This is a genomic window from Mycobacterium riyadhense (assembly GCF_963853645.1).
In the GTDB taxonomy this organism is placed as follows: Bacteria; Actinomycetota; Actinomycetes; order Mycobacteriales; family Mycobacteriaceae; genus Mycobacterium; species Mycobacterium riyadhense.
The window spans coordinates 945,698-960,421 of record NZ_OY970456.1 but is presented as its reverse complement, the minus strand read 5'-3'; the positions used below and the strand labels follow the sequence as shown (position 1 = coordinate 960,421).

General features: G+C 69.1%; 12 protein-coding genes. 3 read left to right on the top strand and 9 right to left on the bottom strand.

Annotation, left to right across the window (positions count from 1 at the left end):
- Positions 1-382 precede the first annotated feature (382 nt).
- Positions 383-3,067, top strand: coding sequence for a PE family protein (locus AADZ78_RS04350; RefSeq protein ID WP_204903459.1), 2,685 nt, complete (start codon positions 383-385; stop codon positions 3,065-3,067).
- A gap of 235 nt (positions 3,068-3,302) precedes the next feature.
- Here AADZ78_RS04350 and htpX read toward each other — a convergent pair whose 3' ends face one another.
- Both htpX and grcC1 read right to left on the bottom strand, forming a co-directional pair.
- The gene (gene htpX / locus AADZ78_RS04345) at positions 3,303-4,166 is read right to left on the bottom strand and encodes a zinc metalloprotease HtpX (RefSeq protein ID WP_085251555.1); all 864 of its coding nucleotides are present in this window, start codon (positions 4,164-4,166) and stop codon (positions 3,303-3,305) included.
- 85 nt (positions 4,167-4,251) lie between these two features.
- Positions 4,252-5,259 carry a nonaprenyl/(2E,6E)-farnesyl/geranylgeranyl diphosphat synthase gene (grcC1, locus tag AADZ78_RS04340; protein ID WP_085251554.1) on the bottom strand — a complete coding sequence of 336 codons (1,008 nt, stop codon included), beginning with the start codon at positions 5,257-5,259 and terminating at the stop codon, positions 4,252-4,254.
- Positions 5,260-5,274: 15 nt separating this feature from the next.
- Here grcC1 and menJ point away from each other — a divergent pair, with 15 nt between their 5' ends.
- Together menJ and AADZ78_RS04330 are read left to right on the top strand one after the other, a co-directional pair.
- Positions 5,275-6,501, top strand: coding sequence for a menaquinone reductase (menJ, locus tag AADZ78_RS04335; RefSeq protein ID WP_085251553.1), 1,227 nt, complete (start codon positions 5,275-5,277; stop codon positions 6,499-6,501).
- Positions 6,502-6,576: 75 nt separating this feature from the next.
- Positions 6,577-6,915, top strand: coding sequence for a DUF732 domain-containing protein (locus AADZ78_RS04330; protein ID WP_085251552.1), 339 nt, complete (start codon positions 6,577-6,579; stop codon positions 6,913-6,915).
- Positions 6,916-6,919: 4 nt separating this feature from the next.
- Here AADZ78_RS04330 and AADZ78_RS04325 read toward each other — a convergent pair whose 3' ends face one another.
- From AADZ78_RS04325 to AADZ78_RS04295, 7 genes are all read right to left on the bottom strand, one after another.
- A complete protein-coding gene (locus AADZ78_RS04325) occupies positions 6,920-7,621 on the bottom strand; it encodes a demethylmenaquinone methyltransferase (protein WP_085251551.1) in 702 nt (233 codons plus the stop codon).
- A gap of 30 nt (positions 7,622-7,651) precedes the next feature.
- On the bottom strand, positions 7,652-8,779 hold the full coding sequence (locus AADZ78_RS04320) for a glycosyltransferase family 4 protein (protein ID WP_085251550.1): 1,128 nt from the start codon (positions 8,777-8,779) through the stop codon (positions 7,652-7,654).
- A gap of 62 nt (positions 8,780-8,841) precedes the next feature.
- On the bottom strand, positions 8,842-9,330 hold the full coding sequence (locus tag AADZ78_RS04315) for a DUF3592 domain-containing protein (RefSeq protein ID WP_085251549.1): 489 nt from the start codon (positions 9,328-9,330) through the stop codon (positions 8,842-8,844).
- A 7-nt stretch (positions 9,331-9,337) separates the two neighbouring features.
- Complete coding sequence (gene menD, locus AADZ78_RS04310; RefSeq protein ID WP_085251548.1) at positions 9,338-10,975, bottom strand: 2-succinyl-5-enolpyruvyl-6-hydroxy-3-cyclohexene-1-carboxylic-acid synthase; 1,638 nt, start codon at positions 10,973-10,975, stop codon at positions 9,338-9,340.
- Positions 10,976-11,072: 97 nt separating this feature from the next.
- Complete coding sequence (locus AADZ78_RS04305; RefSeq protein WP_085251547.1) at positions 11,073-11,861, bottom strand: alpha/beta fold hydrolase; 789 nt, start codon at positions 11,859-11,861, stop codon at positions 11,073-11,075.
- A gap of 10 nt (positions 11,862-11,871) precedes the next feature.
- Positions 11,872-12,837 carry an o-succinylbenzoate synthase gene (locus AADZ78_RS04300; RefSeq protein ID WP_085251546.1) on the bottom strand — a complete coding sequence of 322 codons (966 nt, stop codon included), beginning with the start codon at positions 12,835-12,837 and terminating at the stop codon, positions 11,872-11,874.
- Positions 12,834-14,438, bottom strand: coding sequence for an amidohydrolase (locus tag AADZ78_RS04295; RefSeq protein ID WP_085251545.1), 1,605 nt, complete (start codon positions 14,436-14,438; stop codon positions 12,834-12,836). Before AADZ78_RS04295 ends, AADZ78_RS04300 begins: the two co-directional genes overlap by 4 nt.
- Between the last annotated feature and the right edge of the window lie 286 nt (positions 14,439-14,724).

Genomic DNA, 14,724 nt, shown 5'->3' with positions numbered 1-14,724 from the left:
AAAGCAGAGATGGACACCTCATCGAGTGGGCCAGGATCGCCAGTCACTTTCGCAGCCGCGTGTCGATAGGGTCGGGGCAAAGCTGATGCAGATGGTTGGCAGCGTTTGGGTCCTCGACTGCGGCGAACCCATTGCCGAGCGCCTCAAACATGAGTCGGCCTTGGCCTGCGCTGGCCCACTCATGGCCGTTGAGGCATGTGCACTCTGCATCTAATCGCCGCATGATATTGGGCACTTGCCTCTTGTACGGGTAGTGGTGGGGCAAGCAGCATCGGCAGCAACATTGCGGGCCTACGCGGCTTTGGCGCATTCGAGGGCAGCGTGGCACGCGTCATAGCGGTGTTGGTGGTGTTGCCGCCAACTGGGTTGCTGGAGATTCGCGATGTCCTTTGTCAACGTGGTTCCAGAACTGGTGGCCGCCGCGGCCGCGGATTTGGCCGCCATCGGCTCGAAGCTCACCGCGGTCAATGCCGCCGCGGAGGGCCCCACCACGGCGCTGACGGCCGCCGCCAGTGATGAGGTGTCGGCGGCGGTGGCCGCGCTGTTCGCCAACTACGCCCAGCAGTATCAGTCGGTCGGTGCCCAGGCGGAGGTGTTTCGCGACCGGTTGGTCCAAGCCCTGACCACCGGCGCGGGCGCCTACGCAGGGACCGAGGTCGCCAACGCCCAGCAGGCCCTGCTGGATGCGATTAATGCGCCGACCCTGGCGTTGTTGGGGCGTCCATTGATTGGTAACGGTGCCGACGGCGGCACCGTGGATGGGACCGGGCAGCCCGGTGGGGCCGGGGGGTTGTTGTACGGCAACGGCGGCGCCGGCGGGGCCAGCACCGCTCCCGGGGTGGCCGGGGGGGCCGGCGGCGCCGCCGGGCTGATCGGCAACGGCGGGCAAGGTGGAGCCGGCGGGCCTGGTGCCCAAGGCGGCATCGCCGGTGCCGGTGGGACCGGCGGGGCCGGCGGCTGGCTGTACGGCAACGGCGGGGTCGGCGGGATCGGCGGCATTGGCTTCAACAGCTCCGTCAACAATGTTTCTGGTGGTTCTGGTGGTGCCGGAGGTGCGGGTGGGGCTGCCGGGCTCATCGGTACCGGCGGAGCCGGCGGTATTGGCGGTGCCGGCGGTAACGCCCCCGCTGGCGACCTTTTCGGCGGGGCTGGCGGGGCAGGCGGAGCCGGCGGTGACGGTGGAACCGGCGGGTGGCTCTACGGGAACGGGGGCGCTGGCGGGGCCGGCGGCACCGGCCTTACCGCCATCGCTGGTGGGCCCGGTGGTGCCGGAGGTGCTGGCGGGGTCGCCAGGCTGATAGGCCACGGCGGGGCCGGCGGTATCGGCGGTGACGGCGGCAACGGAGGCTTCGCCGGTAGCGGCAGTGTCGGCGGTGACGGTGGGGCCGGAGGCCAGGGCGGGTGGCTCTACGGCAACGGCGGTGACGGAGGCAACGGTGGAACCGGCGGCAACGGCGGTGTGTTCTTAGGCGGGTTCGGCGCCGACGCCGGTGCCGGTGGTGCCGGTGGTGCCGCTGGGCTGATCGGCCACGGTGGGACCGGGGGCATCGGCGGTGCCGGAGGCCACGGGACGGGCAGCAACATCGGCGGTAGCGGTGGCCGCGGCGGCAACGGTGGGGCCGGCGGGTCGCTGTATGGCATCGCCGGCAATGGCGGCAACGGCGGCGATGGTGGCACGGCCGACTTCGGCAAAGCCACCGCCACTACCGGCGGTGCTGGTGGGGCCGGGGGCGCTGGTGGGTCCGCCGGCCTGATTGGCCAGGGCGGGGCCGGTGGCAACGCCGGGAATGGCGGGAGCGGCGGGACGGGCGTGGGCGACCAAGGCGGAGCTGGTGGGGTTGGCGGTGCTGGTGGTGCTGGTGGTTCTGGTGGGGCTGGCGGAACGTTATTTGGCAACGGCGGGGTCGGCGGCAACGGCGGGAACGGCGGCAACGGCGGCCAGGGCGTTGACACCGCATTCAGCTTGACCGCCGGCTCTGGCGGCAATGGCGGGGCCGGCGGGGCGGGCGGGGCGGGCGGTTCCGCTCGACTGATCGGCGTCGGCGGAACCGGCGGCACCGCCGGAACGGGCGGCCCCGGCGGAACCGGCGGTCGTGGCGGCTTCGGCGGAATCGGTGGCGCCGGGGGGGCCGGAGGTTCCGGCGGCGATGCCGGGGCCGGTGGAAACGGCGGGTGGCTATACGGCAGCGGCGGGGCCGGCGGGACCGGCGGCCACGGCGGCGGGGGCGGCACCGGCGGCGACGGCGACTTCGAGGGCACAGCTGTCCCCGGTGACGGCGGCATCGCCGGTGTCGCCGGCGACGGCGGCACCGGCGGAGCCGGCGGAAACGGCGGGTGGCTATACGGCAGCGGCGGGGCCGGCGGGACCGGCGGCCACGGCGGGATCGGCGGCGACGGCGGCGACGGCGGCCACGGCGCCGGCCCCGCCATCGCCGCCAACGGCGGTGACGGCGGCAATGCTGGGGCCGGCGGCAAAGGAGGGACCGGCGGCCACGGCGGCAGCGGCGCGACGCTGCTCGGCAACGGCGGTGTCGGCGGCGATGCCGGGGCGGGCGGCAACGGGGGCAAAGGCGGTAAAGGCGGCGATACCTTCAGTAGCAGCGGCACACCCGGGGCCGGCGGAGATGCTGGGGCGGCCGGCGATGCCGGGGACGGCGGAAACGGCGGCCGCGCCGTCTACTTCGGCGGCGGCGGCGCCGGCGGTCACGGCGGCAACGGCGGCAACGGCGGCGACGCCGGCGCCGGCGGGAAGAACAACAGCTTTGGCGGCGGCCCCGACGGCGCCGCCGGGGCCGGCGGCGACGGCGGCAACGGCGGCGCCGGCGGCTCCGGCGGCTCCGGCGGGACGCAGTATGGCAACGGCGGTGACGGCAGTCACGGCGGTAAGGCCGGCGTCGGCAAGGACGGAGGAAGCGACGGCGCCGGCGGGCCTGGCGGCAAGGGCGGCGACGCCGTTTTGATCGGCGACGGCGGGGCCGGCGGCGCCGGTTCTGGTGACGCGGCCGGCGGGGCCGGCGGAGCCGGTGGGTCCCTGTACGGCAAACCCGGAGCGACAGGCCCGTCGTAGCCGACCGGCCGCCCGTCGGAGGTGTCTCCGCCAGCAATGCAACACTGAGCGATCGCGGTGCCGGTCCCTCGCCCACCCCAGCGTCGGATCCACCTGCACCGTGGTGACACAAGTGCCGAAAAATCGCAGCGCCGACAGTCCGCTGCGCCCAGCGCTGGATTCACCACCTCATCTCAGCTGTGGCGTGGGAGCTAATTCTCCGCAGCGATACGCATGGTTCAGCGTTAAGCCAGCGTCAGCCCCGCGCCATCGCTTCCAGCCGGCGGATGCGGTCCTCGATCGGCGGGTGAGTGGAAAACATCGACCCGATCCGCTCACCCGCACGGAACGGGTTGGCGATCATCAGATGCGCTTGACTGGCGAGTTGCGGTTCAGGCGGCAGCGGCGCCAGCTGCACACCACCGGAGATCTTGCGCAGCGCAGACGCCAGTGCCAGCGGGTCTCCGGTCAGCACGGCACCGGACTCGTCGGCCTGATATTCCCGGGACCGCGATACGGCCAGCCGCACCACCGTCGCGGCGATCGGACCCAACAACGAAACCAGCAGCAGCGCAAAAGGATTGGCGCCTTGGTCGCGGTCACCGCCAAAGACGCCGAACCACATGGCCATGTTGGCCAGCGCGGTGATCACCGACGCTAGCGCGCCCGCCACGCACGAGATCAGGATGTCGCGGTTGTAGACGTGGGACAGCTCATGACCCAGCACGGCGCGCAGCTCGCGCTCGTTGAGGATCTGCAGAATTCCCGTGGTGCAACACACCGCGGCGTTGCGCGGGTTGCGGCCGGTGGCAAACGCGTTGGGCGCGCTGGTGTCGCTGATGTACAGCCGGGGCATTGGCTGGTGCGCAGCGGTCGCCAGCTCACGCACGATCCGGTACATCACCGGCGCCTGCAGCTCGGAAACCGGCTGGGCGTGCATCGCGCGCAAGGCCAGCTTGTCGCTGTTGTAGTACGTGTAGACGTTGATCCCGACGGCGAACAGGGTGGCGATGAGTAACGCCGTCCTGCCGAACAACGCGCCGACGAACACGATCATCGCCGACATACCGACCAACAGCACGAAGGTCTTCAGCCTGTTGGCATGCGGATGCCAGGTCATCAGTGTGTCCTCCTACGCACACCCGGTCTTGCAGCTTCTAGCTACCCAACGCCCATCATGGCCCCCTGGGTTCCACTAAGCGCGATCAGCCGTGCCGGCTGACGGTGTAGTCGACTAGCGCGGCTAGAGCTCGCCGGCCCGGGACGTCCGGCAGCAAGTCCAGCTCATGGCGGGCCTGTGCCGCATATCGCGCCAAGACGTCTTTGGCCGTGGCCATCCCCGGCGACGCGCGTAGCAGGGTCAGCGCCTCGAGCACCTCCGCGTCGTCGTGGACGGGTCCGGCCAGCAGTTCCCGCAGCCGCGCGGCTTCGGGTCCGGTTTCGCGCAATGCGTACAACATCGGGAGCGTGTGCACCCCTTCGCGGATGTCCGTGCCGGGCAGCTTGCCCGACTTGTCGGACGCACTGTCGATGTCGATGATGTCGTCGGCGATCTGAAACGCGGTGCCCACGAGATTGCCGAGGCGACTCAGCAGTTCGACCTGGCCGTCGTCGGCGCCGGCGAACATCCCGCCGAACCGGCCCGCCGCGGCGATCAGGCTGCCCGTCTTCTCGTGGACCACTTTGAGGTACTGCTCAATCGTGTCCGCGCCGTCAGGGGCACCGCGGGTCTCGCGCATCTGGCCCGTGACGAGCTCAGCGAACGTGTCGGCGACAATCCGAACCGCCGTCGGCCCCAGCCGGGACACCAACCGCGACGCCGTCGCCAACAGGTAGTCGCCGGCCAGGATCGCCACGTTGTTGCCCCAGCGCGCGTTGGCGCTGGGTGCACCGCGGCGGACCTGCGCCTCATCCATCACGTCGTCGTGGTACAGCGTCGCCAGGTGGATCAGCTCGACGACCGCGCCGGCGATGGTCACCTCCGCGGCGTCCGGCTTGGGCCCGATCTGCGCGGACAACACGGTAAACAGCGGGCGGAACCGTTTGCCGCCAGCCTTGAAAAGGTGCAGCAGCGAATCGGTCATCACCTCGTCGGTGCTGCGCAACTCGGCGTCCATGAGCTGCTCAATCTGGGCGACACCGTCACGCACAGTCGCGGCGAAAACGGCGTCGCCGAAGTCAACGCCCGCCACCACCGTCGCCGGAGTCCTCACCCGACCAACATACTGGTGAGTGTGCAGACCAGAGCTGACGTGGTAGTCGTAGGCGCCGGGCCGGCCGGCTCAGCGGCGGCAGCCTGGGCCGCCCGCGCCGGCCGAGACGTGCTGGTCATCGACTCCGCCAGCTTCCCGCGCGACAAGGCCTGCGGAGACGGGCTGACACCGCGCGCGGTCGCCGAGATGGAGCGCCTGGGACTCGGCGAGTGGCTGGGCGGGCGCATCCGGCATCGGGGCTTAAGGATGAGCGGGTTCGGCGGCGAAGTGGAAGTGGAGTGGCCCGGCCGGTCATTCCCGACCTACAGCAGCGCGGTGGCCCGCCTCGAACTCGACGACCGGATCCGCAAAGTCGCCGAGGATTCCGGCGCACGCATGCTGCTGGGGACCAAAGCCGTTGCCGTTCACCATGACTCGTCGAGGCGGGTGGTATCGCTGACGTTGGCCGACCACACCCAGGTGAGCTGCCGCCAGCTGATCGTTGCCGACGGCGCGCGCTCCCCGCTAGGCCGAAAACTGGGCCGGCGATGGCACCAGGAGACGGTGTACGGCGTTGCCGCACGCGGCTACCTGACCACGACCCGCAGCGACGACCCCTGGCTGACGTCGCACCTGGAACTGCGCTCCCCCGACGGCGCGGTGCTGCCCGGCTACGGTTGGATTTTCCCGCTGGGCAACGGCGAGGTGAATATCGGCGTCGGGGCTCTATCGACGACCAAGCGACCGGCCGACCTGGCGCTGCGGCCACTGATCTCGTATTACACCGACCTGCGCCGCGAGGAGTGGGGCTTTACCGGCGACCCGCGGGCGGTGTCGTCGGCGTTGTTGCCGATGGGGGGCGCGGTTTCGGGGGTGTCCGGGCCGAACTGGATGCTGATCGGCGACGCCGCGGCTTGCGTCAACCCACTCAACGGCGAGGGCATCGACTACGGACTGGAGACCGGGAGGCTGGCCGCCGAGCTGCTGGACGCACGGGATCTGTCGCGGCTGTGGCCGTCGCTGTTGCGCGATCACTACAGCCGCGGATTCTCGGTCGCGCGCAGGCTGGCGTCGCTGCTGACCTTTCCACGATTCTTGCCCGCGACCGGACCCATTGCCATGCGATCGACGACGTTGATGAATATCGCGGTGCGGGTGATGGCCAACCTGGTCACCGACGACGACGCCGACTGGATAGCGCGGGTGTGGCGAAGCGCCGGGCGCGCGTCACGGCTGATCGATCCCCGACCGCCGTTCAGCTGAGCGATGAAAGCCGGCCGATTTTTCAGGGCAACATGTCCAACACGTCGCGGCATGCCCAGGCGTATAGTCCACCTAATGAACGGCAAGAAGCTGGCTACGATCGCCGGTACCGCAGCGGCGGCAATCACGCTCGCCGCGCCCGCGCAGGCCGACGACTACGACGCCCCCTTCAACAACACCCTCCACGGCTTCGGCATCTATGGACCGCAGGATTACAACGCCTGGCTGGCCAAGATCAGCTGTCAGCGACTGGGCCGGGGCGTGGACGGCGATGCGTACAAGTCGGCCAATTTCATCCAGCACAATCTGCCGCGAGGCACCACCGACGGGCAAGCGTTCCAGTTCCTTGGCGCCGCGATCGACCACTACTGCCCGGAGCAAATAGGCGTGCTGCAGCGGGCGGGAACCCGCTAAGTTCTCACCTCACTCGGTTGAGCGGTTTGTATGCGGCGTGCAAGGCAACGATGCCGCCGGTCAGGTTTCGCCACCGCACCGCCGCCCACCCCGCTTGGGAGATCTGATGCGCCAGCGTGGCCTGGCCGGGCCAAGCCCTGATCGACTCCGCGAGGTAGACGTAGGCCTCAGGGTTGCTCGACACCGCTCGGGCCAATCGGGGCAATGCCCGCATCAGGTATTCCTTGTAGACGGTGGCGAACAACTTGCTGGTCGGTGTGGAGAACTCACAGACCACCAAGCGGCCGCCGGGCCGAGTGACGCGGGCCATCTCGCGCAATGCGGCCTGCTGGTCGACGACGTTGCGCAGGCCGAAACTAATTGTGACCGCATCGAATGCGCAGTCGTCGAACGGCAGCCGGGTGGCGTCACCGGCCACCTTCGGCACCTTCCGCGCACCGCCGGCCGCCAGCATCCCGACCGAGAAATCGGCCGCCACACACCACGCCCCGGACTTGGTCAGCTCCACCGTTGACACCGCGGTACCCGCGGCCAGGTCCAGCACCTTCTGGCCGGGCTTGAGGCGCAATGCCGAGCGGGTGGCCCGCCGCCAGTGCCGGTCCTGCCCGAACGACAGGACGGTGTTGGTGAGGTCATAGCGGCGCGCGACGCCGTCGAACATCGACGCCACGTCTCGGGGGTTCTTGTCCAGCGCCGCGCGGCTCACGGGGCGAGGCTACCTCACGCTCGTTGAGCTCTAGGCAGCCTGAACCCGTCGCATCCCCTGCACCGCCTCGTAGTGGCCGACCAGCTCGTCACAGATCACCGACCAGCTACGGCCGAGCACACTGCGCCGAGCTTCGGGCGCGTAGCGGTCGCGTTCGCGGATCAGGTGAGCTACGGCTGCGGGGAGCCGGGCCTCGAATTCGTCGACGGGTAGCAGCAGCCCGGTGCGTCGCGGAGTGATCAAATCTCGCGGACCGCCGGCGTCGGGGGCAATCACCGGCAGCCCCGACGCCAGCGCCTCCTGTACGACCTGACAGAACGTCTCATGCTCGCCGGGATGCACGAATACGTCCATACTGGCGTACGCCGCGGCGAGCTTGTCGCCATACAGCGCGCCAGTGAAAAGCGCTGTCGGCATTGCCGATTGCAGCTTGAGTCGGTCGACTCCATCGCCGATGATCACGAGCCGCACCGCGCCGCCGGCCGCCAGAGCCGCGAGACGATCGACATGCTTCTCGGGTGCGAGCCGGCCCACGAAGCCAACGATCGGCTTTCCGTCCGGCGACCAGTGGCGCCGCAACGCCTCATCTCGCGCCGACGGTGCAAACCGGAGCAGATCCACCCCGCGCGCCCACCGATGGAGCCGCGGGATGCCTTGGGCAGCAAGGACTTCCATCGTTGCCGTGGAAGGCGCTAGGGTGCGGTCAGCGAGACCGTGCAGGTGCCGGAACCATGCCCACGCGGCCCGCGCGGTCATCGGGATTCCGTAGCTCGCCGCGAAACCCGGTACGTCGGTTTGGAATACCGCGACCGTGGGCGCTCCGAGACGGCGCGCAGCCCGCAGCCCGCCGTAGCCGAGCAGTGCCGGCGACGCCAAATGCACCACGTCGGGATCGAAACCGCGCAGCACACGCAGAATTCGGGGGGTGGGTACCCCCAGCGGCAGCGTGGTCACCTTGGGGAACATTCGCGACGGCGCCCGGTGTACCCGGACGCCGTCGTGCAGGCGGTCGGCACCGGGTTCACCCGGGGGTGCATCCGGGGCGATGACGAGGGCTTCGTGACCGGTCCGACGCAGGTGCTCGAGCACCCGAATCACCGAGTTGCTGACACCGTTGACGTTCGGGAGGAACGACTCGGCGACGATCGCAACGCGCACGCCACCACCGTGTCAGCGACGGCTGTCGGAAAGGTTGCCGACGGGAATACGGGACGCGAAATCTACCGATTCAGGCGCTTGTCCAGGAGTGCCAGGAAGACCAGCGCAACGATTGCGGCCAGCCAGGCCACCACCGCGATAGACCCCGCCGGGATGATCGCCAGTGCGGCGTTACGGTGCTGCACCCGGACCAGGTTGGGATCGTTCTTGTTGTATTCGACGTAAATCCGCATACCGGTGGCCAGCTCGGACGGATACAGCACACCGAGTTCGGGCCGATAAGTGACGCGCTCCGGCGTCACGAACTCGATGGTTGAGCGCCGCGGCCCGGCGCTGAGCACCTCGGCCCGCGCGACGCCCATGTTGCGGTCGATGGCCAGATCGTTGCGCCAGGCCCCGGCCACCAACAGCACCGACTGCAGCGTGACCAGAACCGCAATGATCAGGATGGCAATTCGCGCCCACCGCACCACAATCCGCGCGCGGGTGTCCGGCAGTTCTTCGCTGGTGCCGTGAACGAGAATGCGCAGCATCAATTTTGGCGAAATCACGCGATCCTCACAGGGCCGCCTTGATCGCGGCGTGCAGCTGCCGCAGCGAGGACCGGTCCGCCTTGACCTCCAACACGCGCATGCCGGGGCCGGCCTCGTCGAGCGCCGACCGCAACTCGTCGACCTCGATCTGCCGGCTCTCCACGTGGTAAGCCCGACACAGCGCTCCCACGTCGACGTCATGGGGGGTACCGAAGATCCGCGATGACACGTCCGCGAACCGCGGGTCGCCCTGCTCGAGCAGTTCGAAGATGCCACCGCCGTTGTCGTTCGACACCACGATCGTCAGCTTTCGCGGCGTCGGTTCGGTGGGACCGATTAACAGCCCGGAGCTGTCGTGGACGAACGTCAGGTCGCCGATCAGCGCGATCGTCCGGCCGGTACGGGCCCTCTCGTAAGCCAGTGCCGCCCCGATGGCGGTGGACACAGTGCCATCGATGCCGGCGACGCCCCGATTGGACCGCACGTGGATGTCGTGGGTGTCCAGGCCCACCAGCGCCGCGTCGCGCACCGGGTTGGACGCCCCCAGTACCAGCTGGTCACCGGGCCTGAGCGCATCCGCCACGGCGGCGGCGACGTGCAGTCCTGTGGTAAGCGGGTGCGCCCTAAGTTGACCGCGCACTGCCTGGTTCGCGTGCCGGTCAAGGTCCGCACAGCGGTGCAGCCAGGCCGGGTTGGGCGACCCGGTGGTGACCGCCCGGGTGCCGGTGGCCTGCGAGTTGCCCGAGACATCCGGCCAGCGCGGCCCGGTGGTTAGCGCGTACACCGGCACCTTGGGGTCGGCCAGCAGCGCCGACACCGGGCGGTGCAGTGTTGGGCGGCCCAGCATGATCACCTGCTGGGGGTGCAGCAGCGGCAGCGCCAGCGGATGGAGTGGGTTGGCTGGCCCCGGCGCCGTCGGCTCGGCTACGGTCGGCAACTCCGTCAGGTTGGGATGCACGCCCGCGCCGTGACCGGCGACGACGACGGTGTCCGCCGACAGGTCGACCTCCAGCGGCTGGTCGAAGGTGACCGGCGGTGTGTAGGTCCACGGCTTGCCGTCGGGCCGGCCTGGCGGTGTGACGGCACCGTGCGGTTCCGGGTCTGGCACCAGCGGTTCCCGCAGCGGGATGTCGAAATGCACCGGGCCCGCGTTGGCGGTCCGAGCACCGGTGGCAGCCACCAACACCCGGCAGGTGGCCGACCGCCACGTCGCGTTGAGGGCGGCCATTCGTTCGGGCGCGTCCTCGGCCAATCCCAGGCTGATGGTGGCGCGCACTTGGGTGCCAAAGTAGCCCAGCTGCTCCATGGTCTGGTTGGCCCCGGTGCCCAGCAATTCGTAGGGCCGGTTGGCCGATAGCACGATCAGCGGCACGCGAGCGTAGTTGGCTTCCACCACCGCTGGACCGAGATTGGCCACGGCGGTGCCAGAGGTCATGGCGACACACACCGGGGCGCCGGCCGCGATGGCCAGCCCGATGGCGAGGTAGCCGGCGGTGCGTTCGTCAATGCGAACATGCAACCGGATTCGGCCGGACCGGTCGGCGTCCTGTAACGCAAAGGCCAGCGGAGCGTTGCGCGAGCCCGGGCACAACACCACGTCGCGGACGCCGCCACGGATCAGCTCGTCGACGACGACGCGCGCCTGTGTCGTCGAGGGGTTCATCAGTACAGGGTGTCATAGCCACCGCGGCCAATCCCGCCGGCGCAAGTTTGCGCCACGCCGCTGAGCAGCTTTGATGAGGTGGCGGCGCGTTGGGCCGTTAGCCGCTCACACCCGCAAAGAACTTCAACATCGCGGCGTTGACCGGCTCCGGCCGCTCGAAGAAACCGAGATGACCGGCATCGGGTATCTGCAGATACCGGCCGTTGGGCAGGGCATCGGCGACTTCGCGTCCTAGGTAGGGCGGAGTCACCACGTCGTCGGCAAAACCGATCACCAGCACCGGTGCGGCGATGTTGCGGTACGCGGGCAGCCGGTTCGTCGTCGGCGAGACCTCCAGTTGGGCATAGAAGCCCGGGGTGTATTTGGTCGGCCACATGGTGAACATCGCGATCCAGTCACTGGCCGCGTTGTCATCGTTGAGGGTCTTGGGTGAAAAGCTTTCCAGCATACGGATTTTCGCGTCGTACGCCGGCGGGAGTGTGACGCCGGCGTTACAAAGCTCGTACTCGGCCGTGCGGAAGAACTCGCGGCTGCGGTCCAGCCGGCCGCGGGTGGCCATCAGCACAGCCGAGTGGACCAACTCCGGCCGCACCACCATGAGTTCTTGGGCGATGAACGAGCCCATCGACACGCCGACGATGCGCGCCGGCGCGATGTCCAGCGACTCGATTAGCTCCGCGGTGTCGGCGACCATGGTTTGGGTGGTAAATCCTTCGGCGTTTTCGGTGGCGCCGATCCCGCGATTGTCGAAGGTGATAACGCGATACCCGGCGGCGAGAAAGGCCGGCAGTTGATGGGGGTGCCAGGTGCGTCCGGGGCCGCCATGGCCGGCGATGAAGACAACGGGTTCTCCGCTGCCACGGTCTTCGTAAGCCAGGTTGATCACGCGAGAGACGCTACAGCAGCGGATAACACGCCTTGACCCGATCAATCCACCACTGTCGGCGGTCCTGCGGCGCGGCCAGCGCGGCCAGCCGCCCGGGGTCGGGCGTCACCGGGCCGACCGTCAGCTTGCCATCGACGGGCACGGTGACCTCGCAGGCCGCGACGACGTCTTCGACGAACAACCCCCCGGTGCCCAGCCCGCAGGCGTGGCGGAGTTCGGGTAAGGCTGCGGCGGCGGTCAGCCCGGCGGCGATGCCGACGGCTGAGTCGAGCGCGCTGGATACCACGACCGGGATGTCGATCTGCGCCGCGATGTCGATAAGCGCCGAAACCCCACCCATCGGAGCCACTTTCAGCACCGCGATGTCGGCGGCTCCGGCGCGCACCACGGCCAGGGGGTCGTCGGCCTTGCGGATGCTTTCATCGGCGGCGATCGGGACGTCGACCCGCCGACGAAGTTCGGCTAGCTCGTCGACGGTGGCGCAGGGTTGTTCGAGGTACTCCAGGTTGCCGTCGGCGGTCAGGGCGGCGGCTGCCTGCACCGCATGTTCGACACTCCAGCCGCCGTTGGCGTCGACCCGCACGGTTTCGACCAGTTCGCGTACCGCGTTGACGCGATCGACGTCGTCGGCCAGGCTCTGCCCCGGCTCGGCAACCTTCACCTTGGCGGTGCGCGCTCCAGGAAACCGGGCCAGCACCTCGGCTACCTGCGCGGCGGCGACGGCGGGCACGGTGGCGTTGATCGCGACATGGTCGCGCCACACCGGCGGCGGCCGCCCGTAAGCGGCCTCAATGCCGGAGGCGAGCCAGTGCGCGGCCTCGTGGGGGCCGTATTCCACGAACGCTCCGAACTCGCCCCAACCGGCTGGGCCGTCGATCAATGCCACTTCGCGGGTGGTGATGCCGCGAAACCGCACCCGCATCGGCAGCGCCACGACATGCAGGCGCTCCAGCAGTTCGGGCAGCGTCGGTGTCATCGCCGGTAGACCTGGCGGCCCGCCAGAAACGTCGCGCGCACGTCGAGATCGGCGATCTCTTGCAGCGGCACCGTCCGCGGATCGGCGGACAGCACCACCATGTCCGCGTACTTGCCGACCTCCAGCGAGCCGATCACGTCGTCCGCGAACAGCTGCCACGCCGCATCGATGGTCTGGGCGCGGATCGCCTGCTCGACCGTCAATCGCTCTTCGGGAGCCAGCACGCGGCCGCTCGGCGCAATCCGGGTTGCGGCCACGCTGATGTTGCGCAGCGGTTCCTCGGGTGTGACCGGCGGATCGTTGTGCAGCGAAATGCGCATACCGGCGGCCACCGCGGACCCGGCCGGCATCCACCGCGACCCGCGCTCTTCGCCGAACAGACCGTCGACGATGACGTCGCCCCAGTAGTGAATCTGATCGACGAACAGGCTGCAGGTGACGCCCAGCTCGACGGCTCGCCGAAGTTGGTCGGGCCGGATGGCGCCAACGTGTTCGAGTCGCAGTCGGTGATCGTCGCGTGGATGCTGGCGCAGCGCCTGCTCATAGACGTCCAGGATGGTGTCGACGCCGGCGTCGCCTTGCACGTGACAGGCGATCTGCCAGGCATGCGGGAAGTAGGCGCCGACGATTTCGGTGAGCTGTTCGCGGGTGTAGTTGGCGCATCCGCAGGATCCCGGCGCGATACCGGCGGCGCGGGTGGCGGCGGTGTCCAGGTACGGAAACGACAGCGCGATATTGCCGATCCACGGCGAGCCGTCGACCCAGATCTTGATGCCGACCTGGCGCAGCATGTCGTCGCCGTCGCCCGGTGTTGCGTCGGTGGACATTCGTGGATTGGAGACCTCGTAGGTGCGCAGCCGGACTGTCAGCTCGCCGCGCAGCTGCTCCACCATCGGCCGAAATGCCGGATCAAACGCCATCTCCGAGCAGGTGGTCAGACCCGCCCGGTTGAGCCGAGCGCATTCGGCACGCAGCATGTCCGGATAGTCGCTGGGCTGGATCGCACCGGCCAGCAGCGGGAACACCGCGCCTATTTCCTCGGCAGTGCCGTCGAGTTCCCCGTTCGCGTCACGGCCGTAGCTGGCGCCCTTGGGATCCGGAGTATCCCGGGTCAGCCCGTTGAGCCGCGCGGCGTGGGTGTTGAAGTAGGCCTTGTGCCCGGAGTTGTGAATGATCACCAGCGGCGCGTCCGGCGCGATCTCGTCGAGCCAGGCCAGCGTCGGCTCCGGAAGACCGGACTGCAGCAGGGCGTCCCAACCGATGAGGTAGGCGCCGGCCGACCCCCTTTGTGCGGCCTCGCGACGGATCACGTCGACGACCTGGCCCGCGTCGCGGACGGTAACCGGGCGGATATCGACAATCCGGTCCGACAGCGCGACGGCCTCCATCAGCGGATGACCATGTGCCTCAACGAATCCCGGCATGACGCAGCCGTCGCCGACATCGATGGTTCGGGTGTTCGCACCGATGAACCCGCCTACGTCGGCTCTACTGCCTATCGCGACGATCCGGCCGTCGGCGACCGCAAGCGCTTCGGCCGTCGGCCGGGCGTCGTCGACGGTGAGCAGGCTTCCGGTAATGACGAGGTCAGCGTCAGCCATGGGCAGTCAGGGGTGCGGTGTCCATGTTTCTGGGCCCCGTTCCCCGTCCCCTTTCAATCCGTGCGTGCGGCTGGCCTTTCGGGGCCGCGGATGGTGTTGCCAAGCCAATGTAAACCGTTACACCATCATGGTGATGCCGAACGGCCGCAACCGTTTCGGGGTCGGTAGATTCCCGGACGCATGGCAGGCTTCGCCTATGTATTGGCTGCACTGGACGCGGCCAAGCGACCGTCACGCTCTGCGGCGGGACACTCGGCAAGCCGAGGCCGCAGCCGACCCAAATTGG

Excerpts from the sequence above, each read along its gene's own strand:
- AADZ78_RS04350 (WP_204903459.1), top strand. The coding sequence starts at position 383 with ATGTCCTTTGTCAACGTGGTTCCAGAACTGGTGGCCGCCGCGGCCGCG.
- menD (WP_085251548.1), bottom strand. The coding sequence starts at position 10,975 with ATGAACCCCTCGACGACACAGGCGCGCGTCGTCGTCGACGAGCTGATC.
- AADZ78_RS04295 (WP_085251545.1), bottom strand. The coding sequence starts at position 14,438 with ATGGCTGACGCTGACCTCGTCATTACCGGAAGCCTGCTCACCGTCGAC.
- AADZ78_RS04330 (WP_085251552.1), top strand. The coding sequence starts at position 6,577 with ATGAACGGCAAGAAGCTGGCTACGATCGCCGGTACCGCAGCGGCGGCA.
- htpX (WP_085251555.1), bottom strand. The coding sequence starts at position 4,166 with ATGACCTGGCATCCGCATGCCAACAGGCTGAAGACCTTCGTGCTGTTG.
- AADZ78_RS04300 (WP_085251546.1), bottom strand. The coding sequence starts at position 12,837 with ATGACACCGACGCTGCCCGAACTGCTGGAGCGCCTGCATGTCGTGGCG.